General features: G+C 72.7%; 20 protein-coding genes. 4 read left to right on the forward strand and 16 right to left on the reverse strand.

The genetic code is table 11. The features are described 5' to 3' along the window. Nucleotides 1-13: 13 nt before the first annotated feature. A complete protein-coding gene (locus tag ACGFIZ_RS00605) occupies nucleotides 14-559 on the reverse strand; it encodes a GNAT family N-acetyltransferase (RefSeq protein WP_393414007.1) in 546 nt (181 codons plus the stop codon). A 146-nt stretch (nucleotides 560-705) separates the two neighbouring features. Here ACGFIZ_RS00605 and ACGFIZ_RS00610 point away from each other — a divergent pair, with 146 nt between their 5' ends. Together ACGFIZ_RS00610 and ACGFIZ_RS00615 are read left to right on the forward strand one after the other, a co-directional pair. After that, a complete protein-coding gene (locus ACGFIZ_RS00610) occupies nucleotides 706-1,251 on the forward strand; it encodes a DoxX family protein (RefSeq protein WP_393414010.1) in 546 nt (181 codons plus the stop codon). 214 nt (nucleotides 1,252-1,465) lie between these two features. Further along, nucleotides 1,466-2,911, forward strand: a complete 1,446-nt coding sequence (locus ACGFIZ_RS00615) for a glycosyltransferase 87 family protein (protein WP_393414013.1) — start codon at nucleotides 1,466-1,468, stop codon at nucleotides 2,909-2,911. 31 nt (nucleotides 2,912-2,942) lie between these two features. Here the strand turns inward: ACGFIZ_RS00615 and ACGFIZ_RS00620 are convergent, their stop codons facing one another. From ACGFIZ_RS00620 to ACGFIZ_RS00690, 15 genes are all read right to left on the reverse strand, one after another. Then, a complete protein-coding gene (locus ACGFIZ_RS00620) occupies nucleotides 2,943-3,359 on the reverse strand; it encodes a molybdenum cofactor biosynthesis protein MoaE (protein WP_393414833.1) in 417 nt (138 codons plus the stop codon). Between the two features lie 80 nt (nucleotides 3,360-3,439). Further along, complete coding sequence (locus tag ACGFIZ_RS00625; protein ID WP_393414016.1) at nucleotides 3,440-4,699, reverse strand: molybdopterin molybdotransferase MoeA; 1,260 nt, start codon at nucleotides 4,697-4,699, stop codon at nucleotides 3,440-3,442. An 85-nt stretch (nucleotides 4,700-4,784) separates the two neighbouring features. Beyond that, nucleotides 4,785-5,255: a molybdenum cofactor biosynthesis protein B gene (locus ACGFIZ_RS00630; protein WP_393414019.1), complete on the reverse strand. Its 471-nt coding sequence runs from the start codon at nucleotides 5,253-5,255 to the stop codon at nucleotides 4,785-4,787. Continuing rightward, the gene (moaC, locus tag ACGFIZ_RS00635) at nucleotides 5,252-5,743 is read right to left on the reverse strand and encodes a cyclic pyranopterin monophosphate synthase MoaC (protein WP_393414022.1); all 492 of its coding nucleotides are present in this window, start codon (nucleotides 5,741-5,743) and stop codon (nucleotides 5,252-5,254) included. Before moaC ends, ACGFIZ_RS00630 begins: the two co-directional genes overlap by 4 nt. 392 nt (nucleotides 5,744-6,135) lie before the next feature. Further along, nucleotides 6,136-6,372: a hypothetical protein gene (locus ACGFIZ_RS00640; RefSeq protein WP_393414024.1), complete on the reverse strand. Its 237-nt coding sequence runs from the start codon at nucleotides 6,370-6,372 to the stop codon at nucleotides 6,136-6,138. Between the two features lie 218 nt (nucleotides 6,373-6,590). Further along, nucleotides 6,591-7,055, reverse strand: a complete 465-nt coding sequence (locus ACGFIZ_RS00645) for a helix-turn-helix domain-containing protein (RefSeq protein ID WP_393414027.1) — start codon at nucleotides 7,053-7,055, stop codon at nucleotides 6,591-6,593. 95 nt (nucleotides 7,056-7,150) lie between these two features. Beyond that, a complete protein-coding gene (locus tag ACGFIZ_RS00650) occupies nucleotides 7,151-7,720 on the reverse strand; it encodes a hypothetical protein (protein WP_393414030.1) in 570 nt (189 codons plus the stop codon). 324 nt (nucleotides 7,721-8,044) lie between these two features. After that, entirely contained in the window at nucleotides 8,045-9,187 is a 1,143-nt protein-coding gene (locus tag ACGFIZ_RS00655; RefSeq protein ID WP_393414033.1) for a methyltransferase domain-containing protein, read from the reverse strand. After that, a complete protein-coding gene (gene tgmB, locus ACGFIZ_RS00660; RefSeq protein WP_393414036.1) occupies nucleotides 9,184-10,161 on the reverse strand; it encodes an ATP-grasp ribosomal peptide maturase in 978 nt (325 codons plus the stop codon). Before tgmB ends, ACGFIZ_RS00655 begins: the two co-directional genes overlap by 4 nt. Before the next feature lie 18 nt (nucleotides 10,162-10,179). Further along, nucleotides 10,180-10,449 carry a hypothetical protein gene (locus ACGFIZ_RS00665; RefSeq protein WP_393414039.1) on the reverse strand — a complete coding sequence of 90 codons (270 nt, stop codon included), beginning with the start codon at nucleotides 10,447-10,449 and terminating at the stop codon, nucleotides 10,180-10,182. Between the two features lie 88 nt (nucleotides 10,450-10,537). After that, nucleotides 10,538-10,981: a hypothetical protein gene (locus ACGFIZ_RS00670; RefSeq protein WP_393414042.1), complete on the reverse strand. Its 444-nt coding sequence runs from the start codon at nucleotides 10,979-10,981 to the stop codon at nucleotides 10,538-10,540. Next, nucleotides 10,981-11,283, reverse strand: coding sequence for a hypothetical protein (locus ACGFIZ_RS00675; protein WP_393414045.1), 303 nt, complete (start codon nucleotides 11,281-11,283; stop codon nucleotides 10,981-10,983). Before ACGFIZ_RS00675 ends, ACGFIZ_RS00670 begins: the two co-directional genes overlap by 1 nt. 99 nt (nucleotides 11,284-11,382) lie before the next feature. After that, on the reverse strand, nucleotides 11,383-11,628 hold the full coding sequence (locus ACGFIZ_RS00680) for a hypothetical protein (RefSeq protein ID WP_393414048.1): 246 nt from the start codon (nucleotides 11,626-11,628) through the stop codon (nucleotides 11,383-11,385). Between the two features lie 216 nt (nucleotides 11,629-11,844). Continuing rightward, nucleotides 11,845-13,155 carry a helix-turn-helix domain-containing protein gene (locus ACGFIZ_RS00685; protein WP_393414051.1) on the reverse strand — a complete coding sequence of 437 codons (1,311 nt, stop codon included), beginning with the start codon at nucleotides 13,153-13,155 and terminating at the stop codon, nucleotides 11,845-11,847. A gap of 214 nt (nucleotides 13,156-13,369) precedes the next feature. Beyond that, nucleotides 13,370-13,594 carry a hypothetical protein gene (locus tag ACGFIZ_RS00690; protein ID WP_393414054.1) on the reverse strand — a complete coding sequence of 75 codons (225 nt, stop codon included), beginning with the start codon at nucleotides 13,592-13,594 and terminating at the stop codon, nucleotides 13,370-13,372. 758 nt (nucleotides 13,595-14,352) lie between these two features. Here ACGFIZ_RS00690 and ACGFIZ_RS00695 point away from each other — a divergent pair. Both ACGFIZ_RS00695 and ACGFIZ_RS00700 read left to right on the forward strand, forming a co-directional pair. Then, the gene (locus ACGFIZ_RS00695) at nucleotides 14,353-16,881 is read left to right on the forward strand and encodes a putative bifunctional diguanylate cyclase/phosphodiesterase (protein ID WP_393414057.1); all 2,529 of its coding nucleotides are present in this window, start codon (nucleotides 14,353-14,355) and stop codon (nucleotides 16,879-16,881) included. Continuing rightward, nucleotides 16,878-18,176 (forward strand): glycosyltransferase 87 family protein, encoded by a 1,299-nt coding sequence (locus ACGFIZ_RS00700; protein ID WP_393414060.1) that lies wholly within the window; start codon nucleotides 16,878-16,880, stop codon nucleotides 18,174-18,176. Before ACGFIZ_RS00695 ends, ACGFIZ_RS00700 begins: the two co-directional genes overlap by 4 nt. The last annotated feature ends 11 nt before the right edge of the window (nucleotides 18,177-18,187 follow it).

Below are 18,187 nucleotides of genomic sequence, written 5' to 3' on the forward strand. Positions count from 1 at the left end.
GCCGGACGGCGCGTCAGACCTTCGCCCAGGGCGACGGGAAGAGCACCTCGCCGCGCGGCGCGAGGCCGTCCCCACTGGAGCTGGCCGGCAGGACCAGCGCCTGCCAGGGGTCGCCCAGGCCGGACCACGGGCTGGTCAGCCCCAGCCGGTCGGCCCGGGTGAAGCCGAAGCGCCGGTAGAAGGCGGGGGAACCGAGCACGACCACCAGCCGCTCGCCCAGCTCGGTGGCCGCGTCCAGGCCCGCCTGCACCACCGCCGTGCCGTGCCCGACCCGCTGCCGGTGCGGCGCCACCGCCACCGGCCCGAGGGCCAGCGCGGGGGCGTCCCCGCCGTCGCCTCGCACCCGCACCCGGGTGAGCAGGGCGTACCCGACGACCTCCCCGCCGTACTCGGCGACCATGGCCAGTTCGGGAATCCAGGCGGCGGTGCCGCGCAGCTCCTCGACCAGCCCCACCTCTGGCGGCGCCAGGACGTCCGGGCGGGCGAAGGCCGTGGCCAGCACCCGGCCCACCGGGCCGGCGTCGGCCGGGCCTTCCGGGCGGAGCCGCAGCGTCGTCACCCGGGCGAGGTTACCGTCCGGAGCGGGTCCACCAGCGACTGTCACCGAGATCGGCGTGGCGCTGGGACCTGTCCGACCCGTCCCGACGCCGATCGGATCGCGCCGTTGCGGGGGTAGCCGACCGGACGAAGGGGTATGACTATTTCATGAAACCCGTGCGCTCCCTCGCCCGCGTCATGTTGAGCGGCATCTTCGTGGTCAGTGGCGCCCGCAACTTCCACAACCCCGGTCGGCTGGTCCCGGCCGCGAAGCCGGTCACCGACCGGGTCGCCCCGTTCATCCAGCAGGTCGCCCCCAGCCTGCCCACCGACGCCGAGACGCTGATCAGGGTCAACGCGGCCACCCACCTCATCGGCGGCCTGATGCTGGCCACCGGCAGGTTCGCCCGGCCGGCCGCGCTGCTGCTCGCCGGCACGCTGATTCCGACCACCGCCGCCGCCCATCCCTTCTGGAGCAACGACGACCCGGCCCAGCGGGCACAGAACCAGGTCCATTTCCTCAAGAACCTCGGGCTCTTCGGGGGGCTGCTGCTGGCCGCCGCCGACAGCGGTGGCAAGCCGGGCCTGCGGTGGCGCGCCGGCCACCGGATCGACCACTCGCGACGGTCCGTGCGGCGCGCGGTCAGCACCGCCCGCCGCGAGGCCCGGATCGCCGTACGCTCGGCGGCTGCCGCCCGCCGCCTGCCCGGCTGACCTGCGGATCTCCACCCCCTCCCGGCCCCCGCTGCCGCCCCCGTAGAAAATCACCTGAACCACCCGCTAGGCGTTAACGCGGTGGAAATGTCAAAAACATGTGTGGGATCGGACACGGTCGCATAACGCGGGAGGCATCAACGTGAGGCGCCGTTCTAGGCTGCCTGCTGGACCTGGACGGGTAGGACGATCTTGGTACGGGGGTGGCCACGCCATGCCGGCGACCGTCGGACGACGGATGGACCGCCTCGCCCCGGTCCGCCGTATGACCCGTGGCCTCGACCGCAGGACTGCCGTCCGCGCCGGGATCATCGCCACCGTCGCCTACGCCGCGTGGCTCGCCGTCGGCGCCTTCGGGCGGCCGTACAACTTCTTCGACATGAAGATCTACCACGGCGCGGTGGTGTGGTGGGCGAGCGGCCATGACCTGTACGAATTCATCGCCCCCTCCACCACGTTGGGCTTCACGTACCCGCCGTTCGGGGGCCTGGTCATGCTGCCCATGGCGCTGGTCCCGGTGGCGGCCGCCGGGTGGCTGAACGCGCTGGCCAGCATCGCCGCGCTGGCGCTGGTCCTGGCCGCGCTGCTGCGGCCGATCATGGACCGGCTCGGCTGGCCGTTGTGGTTCACCGTCGGCATCGCGACGCCGATGGCGGTGGCCATCGAGCCGGGCCGGGAGACCCTCGGGTACGGGCAGGTCAACCTGCTCCTCTTCGCCCTGATCATGGCCGACATGGTCGGGCTGCGCTGGCGGGCGAGGCGCGGCACCCGGTTCGACCCGGCCGACAGTCCGCTGCGCCGGTTCGTGTTCAGCGGCGTCTGGGCCGGGGCCGGCATCGGCCTGGCCACCGCGGTCAAGCTGACCCCCGCGCTGTTCATCGCCTACCTGATGATCACGCGGCAGTGGCGGGCGGCGGCCACGGCGATCGGCACTGCCGTCGGGGTCACCCTCGCCGGCTTCGCCCTCGTGGGCACCGAGTCGCGGACGTACTTCGGCGGCGTGCTGTGGCAGACCGAGCGGGTCGGCGCCGCCGACATGACCCCGAACCAGTCGCTCGCCGGTCTGCTGGCCCGCCTCTACGACTCGATCGAGACGCCCGGCCTGCTCTGGCTGTCGTTCTCGGTGCTGGTGCTGGCGCTCGGGCTGTCCCGGGCCGCCACCGCCCGCGCCGACGGCGACGAGTTGACCGCGTTCACCCTGGTCGGGCTCACCGCCAACGTGATCAGCCCGATCTCGTGGTCGCACCATCTCGTGTGGGTGATCCCGGCGATCATCGTGCTCGCCGACGCCGCCGTACGGCGCCGGGAGGCCAGCCGCGGCCTGGCACAGCGCGCAGGCCAGGTGTTCCCGTACGGCGGGGTGCCGGGGGTCAACGGCCTGCGCCCGCCGATCTGGTACCCCACGCTGACCGGGCTCCGGCACGGCGTGGCCGCGGTCGGGCTCTACCTGCTGTTCCTCGTCTCGCCCATCTGGCCGTACGAACACCAACTCCCCGAGGTGTCGCACTACCAGGACGGCCTCTTCGGGGCGCTCATGGAGAACTCGCTGGCCGTGGCGCTGATCGTGCTGGTCGCCGCGCTGCCCTGGCGGCCGGGCGCCGAGCCGGCCTTCTACGCCGACCGGCTGGGCCGCGCCGCCTCGGCGTACGCCCGCCGCTGACCGGCGCCGGCCGACGCACCGCGGCCGGCCGTCAGGGGCAGTTGACCCACTCCTCCGTGCCGTCGGCGAAGACCTGCCGCTTCCAGATCGGCAGCCGGGCCTTGACCTCGTCGACCAGCCGGGCACAGGCGGCGAACGCGGCGGCCCGGTGCGCGGTGCTCACGGCCGCGACCAGTGCCACGTCGCCGATCCCGAGCGGGCCGACGCGGTGCGACACCGCGACCGCGTACACGTCGGGGTCGGCGGCGACCTCGGCGGCCACCTCCCGGAGCACGGCTGCGGCGCTCGGGTGACCCTCGTACTCCAGGCTGGTGACCGCGCGGCCGTGGTCGTGGTCGCGGACGACGCCCTGGAACGACACCACCGCGCCGGCCCGCCGGTCGGCGACCGCCTCCTCGTGCACGGCCAGGTCCAGCGGCTCGTCCGTCACGGTGCCGAAGATCGTCACCGCGCCGGCGTCCGTCGCCGCGTCCGCGCCGAGGGGGCTGCCCGTGGCCACGCCCGCTCCGCCGGAATTCGGGGCGGCCGTCACCACGCCCGCTCCCCAGGCTGGAGGGGCAGCGGCACGACCGGCACCCGGTCGCCCGGCTCCCCGGCGGTGCCGGGGCGGATGACCGCGAACCCGTCCGCGCCGGCGAGCCCGCGCAGCATCGCCGAGCCGACGTGGCGCACCGGGTGGGCGGTGCCGGCCACCCGGTCCAGCCGGACCAGGGCCAGGTGGGTGTAGTCGCCCCGCCCCGGCACCGGCTCTGCGAGCGTGGCGTGCGGCAGCACCGGCTCCGGCCGGCCCGACAGGCCGGCGAGCAGGGGCGCCACCAGCGACACGAGCGCGACGATCGCCGACTGCGGGTTGCCGGGGAGGCCGGCGACGAAGCGGACCCGACCGTCCGGGTCGGTGAGCCGGGCGAGCAGCATCGGGAATCCGGGACGAACCGCCACCGTGTTGACCACGTAGTCCGCGCCGAGTTCCGCGAGCGCGGGGTGCAGGTGGTCGACCGGGCCGTGCATCGTGCCGCCCGTCGTGCAGACCAGGTCGGCCTCGGCCAGCGCCGCGCGCAGCGCCCCGACGTGCGCCGGCAGCGTGTCCGCCACCGGGCCGGTCACGTCGACCGGGCGCACCTCGCAGCCGTACCGGCGCAGCCAGGCCGGCACGGCGGGGCCGAGGGCGTCGCGGACCCGGCCGGCGGCCGGCGGACCGGAGGTCAGCAACTCGTCGCCGAAGACCAGCAGCGCGGCCCGTGCCCGGCGGCGCACCCGCAGGGTGTCGTGCCCGCAGGAGGCGGCCAGGCCGATCAGCGCCGGGTCGACCGGCGTGCCGGCTGGGAGCAGCTCCTCACCGGCGTACGCCTCCTCGCCCGGCCGCCGCCACTCGGGGTGCGGCCGCGGCGTGCCCGCGATGCGGCCGTCGGCCGTCCGGGTGGACTCCTCGACCCGCAGGATGGCGGTGACCCCCTCGGGCACCATCGCGCCAGTGGCGATCTCGACCGTCGTGCCGTCCTCGGCGAGCGGCGGCGGGCTGCCACCGGCCAGCACCCGGCCGACCACCCGCCACGGCCCGTCGCCCCGCACGGCCCAGCCGTCGACGCTGGAGGTGGGGAACGCGGGCAGGTCGGTGGCGGGGGTCAACGGCTCGGCGAGGGTGAGTCCGTCGGTGTCGGCGAGCGGCCGGTCGACGGCGGGCAGCGCGGCGGACCGACCGGCGGCGTACGCCCGGGCCCGGGCCTCCGCCCAGTCCACCACCGACGGTACGGCGGCCCGCTCCGCGGCGGACGCGGTTTCCGTGCTCAACGGTGCCGTTCCTCCGTTCGCGACCGCGGGGCGACTCCCCGCGTCCACCGGGCGAGCCTATCGCCGGACGGCCCGCCCTGCCGGTTCAGTGGTCTCCGCCACGCAGCTGGTCGACGGCGTGGGTCAGGATCGGCCCGAGCACGGCGAGCCCGTCGCGGGCCCCGCCGGTCGAGCCGGGCAGGTTGACCACCAGCATCCGGCCGACCACCCCGGCGACGCCCCGGGAGAGCGCCGCGGCGGGCACCCTGTCCCGGCTGTACGCCCGGATCGCCTCGGCGATGCCGGGAATCTCGTAGTCCAGCAGCCCGCGCGTCACATCCGGGGTCCGGTCGGTGGGGGTGATCCCCGTCCCGCCGCTGGTCAGCACCACGTCGATCCCGTCGGCCCGGGCGGCCCGCAGCGCCGCCGCGACCGGCTCGCCGTCGGGCACCACCACCGGCTCCTCCACCTGGCAGCCCAGCTCACGCAGCCCGGCGACCAGCAGCGGGCCGCTCGTGTCGGCGTAGACGCCGGCGGCGGCGCGGTTGGAGGCGACCACCACCCGGGCGCGGATCACGGCCGATCCTCCGGCCGCAGCCACCGGCCGGTCTTGCCGCCCTCCTTGCGGAGCACCCGTACCGCGTCGACCGACGCCGCCGGGTCCACCGCCTTGACCATGTCGACCAGGGCGAGCCCGGCGACCGCGACGGCGGTGAGGGCCTCCATCTCCACCCCGGTCCGATCGGCGGTGCGCGCCGTGGCGGTGATCTCGACGGTGTCCTCGGTCAACGCCAGGTCGACGGCGACCCCGTGCAACGCGATCGGGTGGCAGAGCGGGATCAGGTCCGGGGTGCGCTTCGCACCCATTATGCCGGCGAGCCGACCGACGGCGAGCGCGTCACCCTTGGGCAGCCCGTCCCGCCGGAGCAGGTCGATCACCTCCGGCGTGGTACGCAGGCGGCCGGCGGCCACCGCTAGCCGACCGGAGACCTCCTTGGCGGAGACGTCGACCATGCGGGCGGCACCGGCCGCGTCGACGTGGGTGAGCTGCGCGGGTTCGGTCACGGCGGCGAGCCTATCGTCCGGGTACGACGCCCACCGGTTACCGGTGTCCGCCCGGCCGCCCGGCCGCGCCGGTCGCGGCCGTCCGGCAGGGGCGACGACAGCGGCCCGGAGATGCCCTGCGGCGCCCCGGAGATGCCCTGCGGCGAGCGGAGGTGCGAGGCATGCAAAGGGTGCGGGGCGGCACCCGGACCAGGTGGCCGTGGTGCGACGCGACCACGGCTTCCCGGGTGCCGCCCCTTCCCTGTCGACCCGCCGCCGGCCGCTGGGACCCTCGACGGCGGGCGCTGTCGTCGACCCGGTCCTGCCCCGGCCAGAACCACCCCCGTACGGTCGACGGGGAGGGACGCTACAAAGCGCGGCGATAAGAAATCGATAAGTCGCGTCTTCCCTGCTCACCCGCCGGACTGCCCGCCCTCCTCGGCGTCTGCCGCCGGCTCCGCCAGCCGGATCCGCATCTCGAAGCGCTCGGGTACGCCCATCCGCTCGAAGATCGCCAGAGCGCGCCGGCGGTACCGGCGGGCCTCGTCGGGGTCGTCCCCGGCGAGGTGGTCGGCCAGGGCGGCGAGTGCCCGGCCCTGCTCGTAGGGGTGGGCGACGCGGGTGGCCAATTCCAGCGCCCGCCGGTGCATCGTGACCGCCTCCGCCTGGTCACCCAGGCGGCGAGGGTCAGGCCGAGGTGGTTCAGGGCGCCACACTGGGCGTGCGGCTCCCCGTAGTCCCGGGCGAGTTCCAGCGCCAACTCGTGCTGGCGCCTCGACTCCGACAACCTCCCCATGCCCCGATAGGCCACCCCGAGGTGATTGCGTAACTCGGGCTCACCGTAACCGTGCCCGGTCCGCTCCCGATCTCAGCCGGAGGCGGTCGCCATGGTCACGCCGAGGTACTCGGCGAACGCGCGCACGCTCATCCGTAACGCTTCGCGTAACGCGCGGACCTCCCGTCCGGTCCACCGGCCGACGACCGTCGGCCCGCACCTGCACGGCACCGGACAGGCAGTCACTGGAGACGTGAGCGGGGCCGGTGGTGTCGCGGCTTGCTGGCGTTCCTGGTCGGGTGCGTGAACTTCTTGTGCGTGGAAGTCCCGCACGAGCGCGTGCACGTGGTCGAACATGGCCAGCAGGGCTCCGTGTGCGCCGAGGGCCGCGTCCGCGTTATGCCAGAAGAGGCGGGTGGTGTTGTCCCGGCCGACTTCGACGTTGGCGATCTGGCTTCGGGAGTAGCAGATGAGCTTGGCAAGATCGACCTGTCTCAGCCCGGCGCTGGCACGCCACTGGGCCAGTTGCCGGCCGAGATCTTTGCGCGCGTCGGCCACTTGACCAGGGGTGATTCCGCCTGCCACGCCGGGACGGCGCGACACCGCAGGCCCCTGCCGTGCCATCGTCCCCGGCCGTGAGGGCTGCGTACGGATCATTGCTGGTTCCGCCTCTGTTCGATCGGGTACACCCGCGCTCCACCGATGGCCATCGGCCCAGTGACCACGGGCCGGGTAAGGCTGACGGGATCGGCATCACCGGGATCGATCAGCACCCGGACCGGCCCGGCCACGACCGCGACCCGGCCAGGCGGCGCGACGTCGTGGCAGACCACCGTGACCGCCGCCCCGTGCACACTCACCTGCACCACCGCCGTCTCGGCAGGCGCGAGCGGCCCCCCGTTCGTCACCTCGGGCGTGACGGTCAGTCGAAGGGCGGCGGCCGGCGGTGTTGGCGCGTGGAGGTCAGGCGACGCAGCCTGGGACAGTTCCGCAGGTGGGGGTGGCTCGACCGGTGCGACGTCGGGATCGTTGGTGTGGCCCTGGATGATGAAGAAGCCGAGTTCGGCGTCGGTGGCCTTGCCCAACACCGCGCGGAGCGCGGTGCGGTAGTGCGCGGACGGCCATCTCGTCTGTCCGCGCTCCAGTGTGCCGATGTAGCCGGCGTGGATGGCGAACCGCCGCCCCGCGTGCTCGTGGAGGTAGGAGTTGACCGCCTCGGCCAATTCCTGCCGCGACATTGGCCGACCTGATCCGGAGGGGGACCGCAGCGCCTGCCTCGCTGCGCGGAGCAGGTCGTTCGGTCCCGGTTGATAGGCCACGTTGTAAGTCCAAACTTGGTCTGTGCTTGTCCCTGCGAGGTGGGGCAGAACGAGTGAATACGAAGACGTGCGACCCTCACGCCTCAACCCGCCCGCCCGGGGTCTAGTGGGTGTGCCGGGCGCGAGCGGTGTCACGCGGGCCGGAACTCGAAGGCCGCCCCGGCGGTCGTACGGTCGGAACGGTGAGATGGTCGAGCGCCGCCAGGTCCGCGGTGCGCGAGGTTCGGGTTACGCGACTGGTTCGCTGTCGCCGCTGGTGAGGATCACGGCGTATTCCTGGTCGAGCCAGATGCGGTGGCGTCCGTCGTCGTAGGCGGTGATGCCGAAGCGGCGGATGCTGGGAAGCTGCCACCGGTTCCAGCGTTGCCAGGTGTCTTCGATGGCGGGCCACAGGGCTCGGGGTCCGCCGTAGGTGACGGTGGCCTTGTCGGGTCCAGGCCGGTACTGCACCCAGGAGTAGTCGTTTTCGCTGTGCAGGAAGATGCCTTCGCCGCCGTCGGGCAGGTGCTTGCTGATCGGTCCTAGGCCCGGCACGGCCAGTTGCAGCAGGAACAGCAGCTCGCGTTCCTCGAAGGCATCGGCGGGGATGTCGGTGGTGCTCTGCGTCGGGTTGGTGAAGTCGAACCTGGCGGCCGGGTCGCTACCGTCGCGTAGCGGGTGGTCAGCGCGGGCGCGCAGCCACATGAAGTGACCGGGGATGTCGTGGAAACGCCCTCGGACCTGGTGCGGGCCGGTCTTCTCGGCCACCAGCAGGGTGGAGGTGAGTTCACCTCGGATGTCGGCGACGATCTTCCCGGCGGGCGCGAGCTGGGTGATCCAGGCGGGCGGGATGGCCGAGACACCAGCGGTGGCGATGATCCGGTCGAACGGGGCTCGGCCGGGGACTCCGGCCGCTCCGTCGCCGGCTACGAGCTGCGGGCGGAAGCCGAGCCCGGCCAGCCGAGCTCGTGCGGTCTCGACGAGCGTCGGGTCGATGTCGATGCTGGTCACGTTCGCCTCGCCGAGGCGGTGGCACAGCAGAGCGGCGTTGTACCCGGTGCCGGTACCGATCTCCAGCACCCGCATTCCGTCCGTGACGTCGAGCAGGGTGAGCATCTGGGCCATCAGGCTCGGGCGGGTCGAGGAACTGGTCGGCCAGTAGAAGCCTCCGCCGGGGTGTGGAGCGATCTGGGTGACCAGCGAGTCATCGGCGTATACGACCGCTAAGCCCTTGGGCGTGCCGGTGCTGACACGCTGGTCGTTGTCGAAGAAGTGGGGCACAAACATGTGCCGGGGTGTCGTGGCGAACGCCTCCCGCCAACTCGGAGCCAGGACCGCCTTACGGGTCAGCTCCTTGACCAGCGCGTCCGCGTGCTCCTGCCAGGCACTCATGCCCAGGTTCCCTTCATCAGCAGGTCGGCCAGTACGGCAGCGATCGGCGCGCCGGTCTCGTGTTCCAGCCACAGCCACTGACCTGCCGGGTTGCATTCGAGCATGACCCATCGGCCCTCGGGGTTGATAACGAAGTCGAACGCGCCGTAGCTCAGCCCCAGCCGGATCAGGAAGCGGCGGATCCCGGTGGCGACGGCGTCGGGTACGTCGATGTGCTCGTAGGTCAGCGAGTCGTAGTCGGCCCGCCAGTCCACCTGCCCGGCCTGTGAGCTGGATCGGATCGCGACCGCGATCGGCAGCGTGCCGACCACGGTCACCCGTGCCTCGAATGCCTTGGGCACGTACTCCTGCACCAGGTGCGCGGTCGCCGCAAACGCCTCGGGGTGCACGTCGGCGGGGTCGATGATCGTGGTGTAGCACTTGGTCGGCTGCTGGCCGTCCTCGGTGAACACCAGCGACGACAGCGGCTTGCACACAACCGGCCCGCCGACCTTCTCGGCGAACGCGGCCACGTCGGCGGCGACGTTGCTCAGCAGGGTACGCGGCACCGCAAGCCCGCACCGGGTGGCGACCGCCAGTTGCAGCGGCTTGTATTCGGCGGCGGCGGACTTGACCGGGTCGTTGACCCACAGCGCATCCAGGCTGGCGAGCAGGCCACCGAAACCGTGGCGGGCCTCGACGGCCGCGAACACCTCATCGGCCGGTGACATCCCGGCAGGCAGCCGAAACCTGGTCGGCCGCCAGTAGAACACCGAGCGCACCCGCTCCAGATCGAGCGTGTCCGCAGCGCCGCTCAACATGCCGGCCCAGCCGCCTTCCGCCGTGGTTGTTGCCGACAACCGCAGCTCCATCGGGAAGTCACAGGTATCAAATCGCGCGACCTTGCCACCGGCCTGCGCCAACGCAGCCGTCACAGCGTCGGCTGTCGGGTCGTCGGCGCTGGTCAGGACCAGGATCGTGTCTTTGGTGTTCACGGCCGTCGCCCCCGCTTCCTAGCTGTCCGAGCCGGTGTCGGTCTGGTTGTCGCGGGTCACCTTGCCGTCTGAGGACCTCTCGGTCGCCATGGAGGTCCGCGGGGAGGTGGAGGTGGTGTGGTGCTTGCCTTGAAGTGGCATCGGCACGGCCAGGCTCGCCGCATACGGGCGCAGGGCGCCCGGGGTGTGGATCATCGGGTAGGCCACGCCGCCGGGCTCACCCATCGGCAAGAGCGCCGTGGGCGAGAACAGCGGAGCAACCACCCTGGGCAGGGTTGACGTTCTCATCGGGGTGGTCCTTCCTACCGCCGACGCTGGCGGCGTCGACTGTCAGTCGTCGGTGGGCTGCTTGTCGGCGTCGCAGGTGGCGGGCTGGTCATCGTCGGTCTGTCGAATCGGCTCCTGCGGTGGGGTCACGGTCGGGGTCACCTCCTTCCGTCCGGTGAGCGGTGTGTTGGGTTGCCCGCGCGGTGTGTAGCTCCGCGCGGGCAACCATCCGGCCGCCTTGCAGGGGCGTCAACGGCCGGAAGCCTTTCGGCCGCCGGGGCGCACCGAACGCATGGAACGGTGTGCTGTCGGCGGTGGTGAAGTCACCGTTGGGGCCGATCAGTTGAAGGGGCTGCCTTCGGGGAAGCTGCCGGTCGTGGCCGAACAGCGCCACGTGCGCGATGTTGCGCTGGCTGCACGGCTCCATCTCGCCGCACGCGAGGCACCGGCCGCCGCGATCGGAGCGCAGATGCGCAGCGATCGCGCGACGTGCAGCCTCCGCGCCCTGCAAGGCGGTGCCGTTCACCAATGCCCGCGCGGTTGCCGTCACCATCACGCACCTCGCTTGCCGGGCGGTGCCTGCGCGGCCCACCGCGACCGGATCTCGGCAACGGTGGCCCGGCCGTCGTCGGTCAACCGAACCGTCAGCGCGCGTGCGCGCGGCACGATCTCCATCAGCCCGTCGCCGAGCAGGAGATGCAGGGTCGTGCGTACGGCCTCCACCGACACCTCTGGCAGCAGCGAGGCAAGTTGACTGACCGTCCAGTCCCGCGCCGGCTCGGCGAGCAATGCGTCGTAGATGCGCTGGCGCGGGACGCTTGCGACGGTCAACACGGTGGCGCTAATGGCCTTCACAGCGCGTCACCCCCGTCTGCCGCGAGCACCCGCTGCGCCCAGCGAGCTTGCGGGCACGGGAACCACGCGAACGAGCACGACAGCTCTCGCCGACGCGGCTCACCGCTCACCCCTTGTGCCGTAGCCGGTGCGCTGGCCGAAGGTCATCGGCACGTTCGGCATGATCTGCGTCGGCTCGCAGTACCAGCGGCTGTTGCGTAGCCGCTCGGCCTGGTTGAGGATCCGCTGCTGCGCCGCGGCCTGCTCGACGGCCTGGTGGCGTTGGCCGGTGCCGGGCGGCGGGGGCGGGTCGGACCGCCGCAGCAGCCACCGCACGATGTCCCGCAGCTTGGACCAGAACCCCACCGTGTCGCCTCCCTCGTTCGCGGAAGGGGCGGCGACGGCAGCTCGCACACATCGCAGGAATGGGATTCACCGCCGCCGCCACCCGGTGGCGGATCGGCCCAGACGGGGGCCGGGCCGATCCGCCACAACGGAACGTAACTAGGCGGGCACACCTGCGGGTGGGGCGCGCTGTCCTACTCAGGCGGCATCTCAGATAGCCGGGTGGGATGTGGTGTCCTACCTGGACACGCCCACCCGGTCAGCGAGGGCGACCAATCCAGGCAGACGCTGCCGGGACCGGCGCGGCAGCAGTTCCTCCACACATACCCGCGCCAGTGTCTGGTGATCCAGCACCTCGGGTGCGAGACGGTCCACACGTCGCAGCGTGTCCACGGCGTCTTGACTGCGCCAGTCGGCGGTCTGCGCCCAGGCCACGCCCAGCAGGTAGCGGGCGTGCATCGCCGTGGGCACCCGGTCCGGGTGTTCGACCCGCTCAGCGAGCCGGATCGCCGTACGCGGGCGGTCCGCCGTCACCGCCACGTCGACGGCCTTCATGGCGGCCACTGTCGGCCCGAACCCCGCCGCGTACCGGGTCGCCCGGTCGCTACCGAGCCGCGCGGCGGCGGCCTGCACCAGGCCCAGCAGATCCCGGGCGTCGGCGTGCCGGCCCGACCGCGCCACCGCCGTGCACCCGTAGCGCAGCAGCTCACCCCACACGGCAACCTGGTCCGCGCTGGCCTGGGACAGCCGGGGTTCGATGGCGTCCGCCGTGGACGTGGCCACGTGTTCCGACTCCGCCCACAGACCCTGCCGGGACAGCACCCACGCCCGCGCCGCCTGCACGGAGGCATGTAGCAGCATGTCGCCGGCCGCCTCGGAGGCACGGTCGGCGGCGGTCAGCGCGAGGTGGGCAAGATCCTCATTGGCGAGGTGGGCGAGCAGGCTCCCGGACAACTGCATCACCTCGGCCAGCAGCGTGGATGTCACCGCCTGGTCGCGGGACGCCGCCGAACCGGCCAGGGCCCGCGCCTGGTTGATCCGGTCGGGTAGCTGCCGCGCGAGGTGGGCGTACCTACCAGCCCAGTAGGCACCCCACAGGTCCGCGACGGCAGCCTGCATCGCGTCGAGGGCGGGCGGTTCCACCATCAGCGGGGTGAGGCCGAGCACGGCCCGCCGGAGCGCACCGAGTTCGCCGTCTTCGGCCCCGCCGGCCAGGCCGCGCGGCTTGTCGAGCAGGTCCGCCATGGTGACGTCCAAGGCGGCAGCGAGGCGGGCGACCGAGTCCAGGCCGACGCGTTGGCGCTGCCCCTGCTCGATCTTGCGGATCAGGTCGACGCTGACTTCGGCGGCGGAGGCGAGGGCGGTCTGTGTCATCTGCCGTCTGGTGCGCTGTACGCGCACCTGACGGCCAAGGGCGCTCACGGCCACGGTGCGTCCTTCCCAGGTAGCGGTCTGGGTGGTGGGCCGCCGGCCGCTACAACCGGCGGCGCCGCCATCGACAACGATACGCCCGAGAAGCAGGTGGGGCACCCACATGGGGTGCCCCATCGCGTCTCGGGTCAGACGACACCCCACCTGCGGAGCGCCCTGACAGCCTGCTGCTGTTCCCGCCCGGTGAGCCCGCGGCCTCGAATCCAGAGCGTCAATCTGGCGGACGGTCGATCCGGCGTCGGTCTGGCCAGGGCGACCGTATTGGTTGCCACCGGCTTGCGGCGGCGACCTATGTGACCTGACGTTATGGACTCGTCCCGTACCGGAACTACTACATCGGTAGCAGCGTTCGTACCACCAGGGTCTCCTCGGCCTGGCCGAAGTCGCCCGCCGCCACCCGCTCGCGCGCTCGGCGGCACTCTCGGAGGAAGCGGAAGATGTCGATCCGGTCCTCCTCCAACCGCAGCCGGTACCCGTGCCCTTCACGGGAGATGAGGCCACGACCTCGGTCGGTCGCGTCGAAGGTGCGACGCAGGTTGGCGGCGTAGGTGCGCACGTTGGCCACTGCGGAGGGGACGGGGAGTCGGACCAGATCTCGTCGATCATCGCCGCCCGGGACACCAGGCGGCCCGGCGCCGTGGCGAGCATCGCCAGCACCACCTGCTGCTTGGGCGTCCCCAACCCGAGCCTGGTCGGTCCACAGCGATCCAGGGCGCCCAGGAGCCGAACCCGCACCACCCGTTCCTCCTTGTGGGAAAGGCTCACGAAGACGAAACAACGTCGAATTCTATAGGAATTGCCCGCGAATCAGGGGCACACCGATATGCCGAGACAAAACCGAGCAAAGTATTACGAAAAGCGCGACCGAGACGAGGGCCAGCAAGAGACACTAACAAGAATCTATGACAATTCTCCGCTCCGTTAGGGCCGGCAAGACCCGGGAGCCCGCCGCCACCGCGGCAGTTACCCGACGCCCTTACTGGAGAGACACCCCGGCCACACTCCGATAATCGAAGCTGGAACCCACACGGGTTGGGCATTGAGTTTTCGCACCGGAACTCTGAGTAACAGGGCAGCCTGGTCTTGCCGCATACTGCGCATATGGACATGGAATACCCCGAACACGGCTGAAAGGGCATAACATCTGCTCGTCGGCCAGGCCCGGGCGGGCGCCGACCTCGGCGATTCTCAGACGGAAGGTGGCAGCCATGAAGGCTCACGACTGGCTCTGATCGGGTCCTTCACCCGCGACCTGACCGGCCGTAAAGTCCGAGACACGCACTGCCAGAAATCGCCTGCGGCAGAGGATGAGACGTGACCCGGACCGTCAACAACGACAGTGAGACCGATCGGCGGCTGGTGCTGCTTGTCGGTCTCGTCGTGTTCACCGCCGCGGTGGCGATCCTTCTCAGCCTTCATTTCCTCCGGCTCGTAGGCGCACCGACCGCACACGATCTCGCCACTGCGGCGACGGTCACCTTCCTCGTCGCCGTGGGAGCGACGGTCAACGTCCGGGTACGTATCCGGGCCACGACCCACGGCATCTCCTGGACGGAGGTCGCCGCGGTCATCGGGCTCGCCGTGGCGCCCGTGCCCTGGGTGATCCTCGCGACCGGCCTCGGTGTCGGCATAGCCCGCGCGATCGTCCGGGTGACACCCATCAAGCTCGCGTTCGGCGTGGCGAAGGACACCGTCACCGCCGCGGCCGGCGGGCTCGTGCTGCTGTTGGCCGGCTGGTCCTGGCCGATGACCGGCCCCCTCCACCGCGCCGTGCCGACCCTCGTCGCGGCGTACCTGGTCCTCGTGGTGCTGGACGAGGCGCTGACCTTCCCGGTCATCGCCCTCGCCACCCGGACCCAGATACGGGCGCTCTTCACCGAGCACTACGACCTTCGCATCGCGAGTGCCATCGCCAGGTTCCTGGTGATCGTCTGCACCCTGCTGATCCTCAACCACAACCTCAGCTTCCTCATCGTCGTGCCGCCACTGGTGTTGAGCCTGCATCTCGCGTACTCCAGCCGGGTCCGCAGCCGCGCGGAACGGAACGCGTGGCAGCGGCTGGCGCGCACCACGGACGCGCTCAACGTCGTCGACCTCGACAAGGTCCTCACCACCGCCGTCACCCAGGCCGCCGAACTCTTCTCCGCCGACGAGGTCGAGATCGCGCTCCGCGAGGGTGACCGGACGGTCCGCGGCGCCGCCGGCGCGCTCACCTACGACGGGCCGGCCGAGCGGACCAGCGAGGTGGACGGGTCGGTGATCGAGGTACGCCTGGAGGGGCACGACCGCAGCGTCGACCTCGGCGTGCTCCGGTTGCGTTTCCGGGGTCCGGTCCAGCTCTCCGAGCGGGAGCAGTACACCCTGCGTACCTTCGCCTCGGCCCTCTGCACGGCGGTCCGCAACGCCCAGGCGTACGCCGAACTGGCCCGCGTCGCCGCGGAGCACGCGTACGCGGCGACCCACGACACACTGACCGGGCTGGCCAACCGTCGACAGCTGCTGGAGCAGGGCGGCGAGCAGCTCGACGCCCGGCGCGCCGACGGGATCACCGCGCTGGTGCTCGTCGACCTCAACCACTTCAAGGAGGTCAACGACACCCTCGGCCACGCCGCCGGGGACCGGATCCTCACCCAGGTCGCCGACCGGCTGTGCGGGGCGGCCCAGACGGGCGACCTGGTGGCCCGCCTCGGCGGCGACGAGTTCGCCGTACTGCTGCGCGGCCTGCCCGCCCCGGCGGTTGCCGCGCACCGGGCGGAGGCGCTGCTCGCCGCCCTGCACGAGCCGCTCGACCTGGACGGCATGCGGATCAGCGTGGAGGCCAGCGGCGGCATCGCCGTCGCCCCGACCAGCGGCGGGATGCCCGAGCTGCTGCGCCGCGCCGACGTGGCGATGTACCAGGCGAAGAGGGCCGGCCAACGGATCTCCACGTACGCCCCGACGCGGGACACCGGCGACCTCGGCCGGCTGACCCTCGGCGGGGAGCTGCCCCGCGCGGTCGCCGACCAGGAGTTCACCGTCAACTTCCAGCCCATCGTCGACCTGGGCACCGGCGAGGTCACCGGCGCGGAGGCGCTGGCCCGGTGGCGCCACCCCGTCCACGGGCTGATCGACCCGCTGCGCTTCCTGGAGGCGGTGGAACGCTCCGGCCTGCTCCCGGCGTTCGCCGAGGCCATCCTCGACCAGGCGCTGATCGCGGCGGGCAGCTGGCGCAAGGCCGGCTTCGACCTGCCCGTGGCGGTCAACGTGTCGCCACGTAGCCTGCTCGACGCCCGCTTCCCCGGTTCCGTGCTGGCCCGGCTGCGCGCCCACGACCTGCCGCCCGACCGGCTCGTCCTCGAACTGACCGAGACGCTGACGCTCAGCCAGCTCGACGTCGTCGACCGGGTGCTCAGCCGGCTGCGGGACGAGGGCGTACGCCTGGCCCTCGACGACTTCGGCACCGGCTACTCCTCGCTCTCCCTGCTCTCCCGCATCCCCGTGCACGAACTGAAGATCGACCGCAGCTTCGTGATGGCGATGGAGGGGTCGGCCGAGGCCGCCGTCATCCGGTCCACCCTCGACCTCGGCCGCAGCCTCGGCCTCGTCGTGGTCGCCGAGGGCGTGGAGAGCGAGCCGCAGCGCCGCACGCTCTGGGACCTGGGCTGCGCCGCCGGACAGGGGCACCTGTTCGGGCGCCCCGTGTCGGCCGGATCACTGCTCTCCACCCTGCGGCGCGGCTTCGACGGACGCCCCGGTGCCCTGGCGCCCCCGCTGCACGACGTGGGCGCGGTGGTCCGACTCCCCGCCGGCCGGCGGCAGTCCGGCCGGGGCCGCGGGGAGCGTCTGCCACACTTGCCCGCGTGACCGCCGCCGTCGACGACCGGACCGCCCGTACGCCCGGCAGCTGGCGGCGGGTGGACGCCGCCGCCGGCGGCCTCGGCCTCGACCTGGGCCTGTACGCCGCCTCGGCCGTGTTCGCCGGGGTCACCGCCGGCACCTCGACCCTGCTGCCGCACCGCGCCTGGGGAGCGGTCGCGGCGGTCGGGTACCTCCTCGCCGCGCTCGCCGTCGCCGGCCAGTTTGCCGCCCGCCGCCGCGACCCCGGCTCGACGCTCGCCGGGCTGCCGGCCCGCTGGGCGGTCACCGGCTTCGCCTGGGCCACCACCGCCCTGCTGCCCCTGATCTGGCAGGGCGCGCAGCGGGCGGCCGGCCGCACCGACCGGGCGCAGGAGGAGGTCGTCGTCGTCGAGCACGCCGCCGCCCGGCTGGTCGACACCGGCACCCCGTACCTCGGGCACGACGCGATCGCCGCGCTCCCCGCCGACGAGCGGCTGCTCGGCTACACCCCGTACCAGCCGGGAATGGCGCTGTTCGGCCTGCCCCGCGCCCTCGCGGACGGCTGGTGGACCGACGCGCGGGTGTGGTTCGCGGTGGGCACCGCCGTCGCCCTCGCGCTGGCCGTGCGCGCCCTGCGTCCCGCGTCCGCGCCCGGCCGCGAACTCGGGACGGCGGCGGTGCTGCGCGGCGTGCAGGCCGCGACCGTACTGCCGGTCTGCGCCCTCACCCTGGCCACCGGCGGCGACGACCTGCCCGTGCTCGCCCTGTGCCTGCTGGCCCTCGCCCTCGCCGCGGCCGGCCGACCCGGCCGGGCGGGCCTCGCGATCGGGCTCGCCGGCGCGTTGAAGCTCTTCGCCTGGCCGGTCGCGCTCGTACTGATCGTCTGGGCGGCGACCCGCCGGTCCACCGTGCGACTCGCCGCCGGCGCGCTCGGCGTGCCGGCGCTCGCCCTCGTCCCGGCCCTGCTCGTCGACCGCGACGCGCTGGTCGAGAACGTGCTGCGCTTCCCCCTCGGCCACGGCCTGGTCACCAGCCCGGCGCAGTCCCCGTTTCCCGGGCACCTGATCGCGACCGCGCTGCCCGCCGGCCGGGTGGTCGCCGCCGCGCTGCTCGTCGCGGCCGGCGTCGGGATCGCCGTCCGGCTGCTGCGCCGCCCGCCCCGCACGGCCGTCGCCACCGCCGCGATCTGCGGGTACGGGCTGCTCGCCGCGATCCTGCTGATGCCCTCGACCCGCTTCGGGTACCTGCTGTACCCGATCGCCCTGCTGGCCTGGGCCCCCGCCCTGACCGGCAGCGTCCGGCGGTCCGCCGCCACCCCCTGACCGGGCCGGTT

It is taken from the genome of Micromonospora sp. NPDC048830 (assembly GCF_043198215.1).
Lineage (GTDB): Bacteria > Actinomycetota > Actinomycetes > Mycobacteriales > Micromonosporaceae > Micromonospora.

Bases quoted from the DNA above. Each gene is read 5' to 3' on its own strand.
- ACGFIZ_RS00610 (WP_393414010.1), top strand. From the start codon at position 706: ATGAAACCCGTGCGCTCCCTCGCCCGCGTCATGTTGAGCGGCATCTTC.
- ACGFIZ_RS00615 (WP_393414013.1), top strand. From the start codon at position 1,466: ATGCCGGCGACCGTCGGACGACGGATGGACCGCCTCGCCCCGGTCCGC.
- ACGFIZ_RS00640 (WP_393414024.1), bottom strand. From the start codon at position 6,372: ATGCACCGGCGGGCGCTGGAATTGGCCACCCGCGTCGCCCACCCCTAC.
- ACGFIZ_RS00655 (WP_393414033.1), bottom strand. From the start codon at position 9,187: ATGAGTGCCTGGCAGGAGCACGCGGACGCGCTGGTCAAGGAGCTGACC.
- ACGFIZ_RS00665 (WP_393414039.1), bottom strand. From the start codon at position 10,449: ATGAGAACGTCAACCCTGCCCAGGGTGGTTGCTCCGCTGTTCTCGCCC.
- ACGFIZ_RS00670 (WP_393414042.1), bottom strand. From the start codon at position 10,981: ATGGTGACGGCAACCGCGCGGGCATTGGTGAACGGCACCGCCTTGCAG.
- ACGFIZ_RS00685 (WP_393414051.1), bottom strand. From the start codon at position 13,155: ATGGGGCACCCCATGTGGGTGCCCCACCTGCTTCTCGGGCGTATCGTT.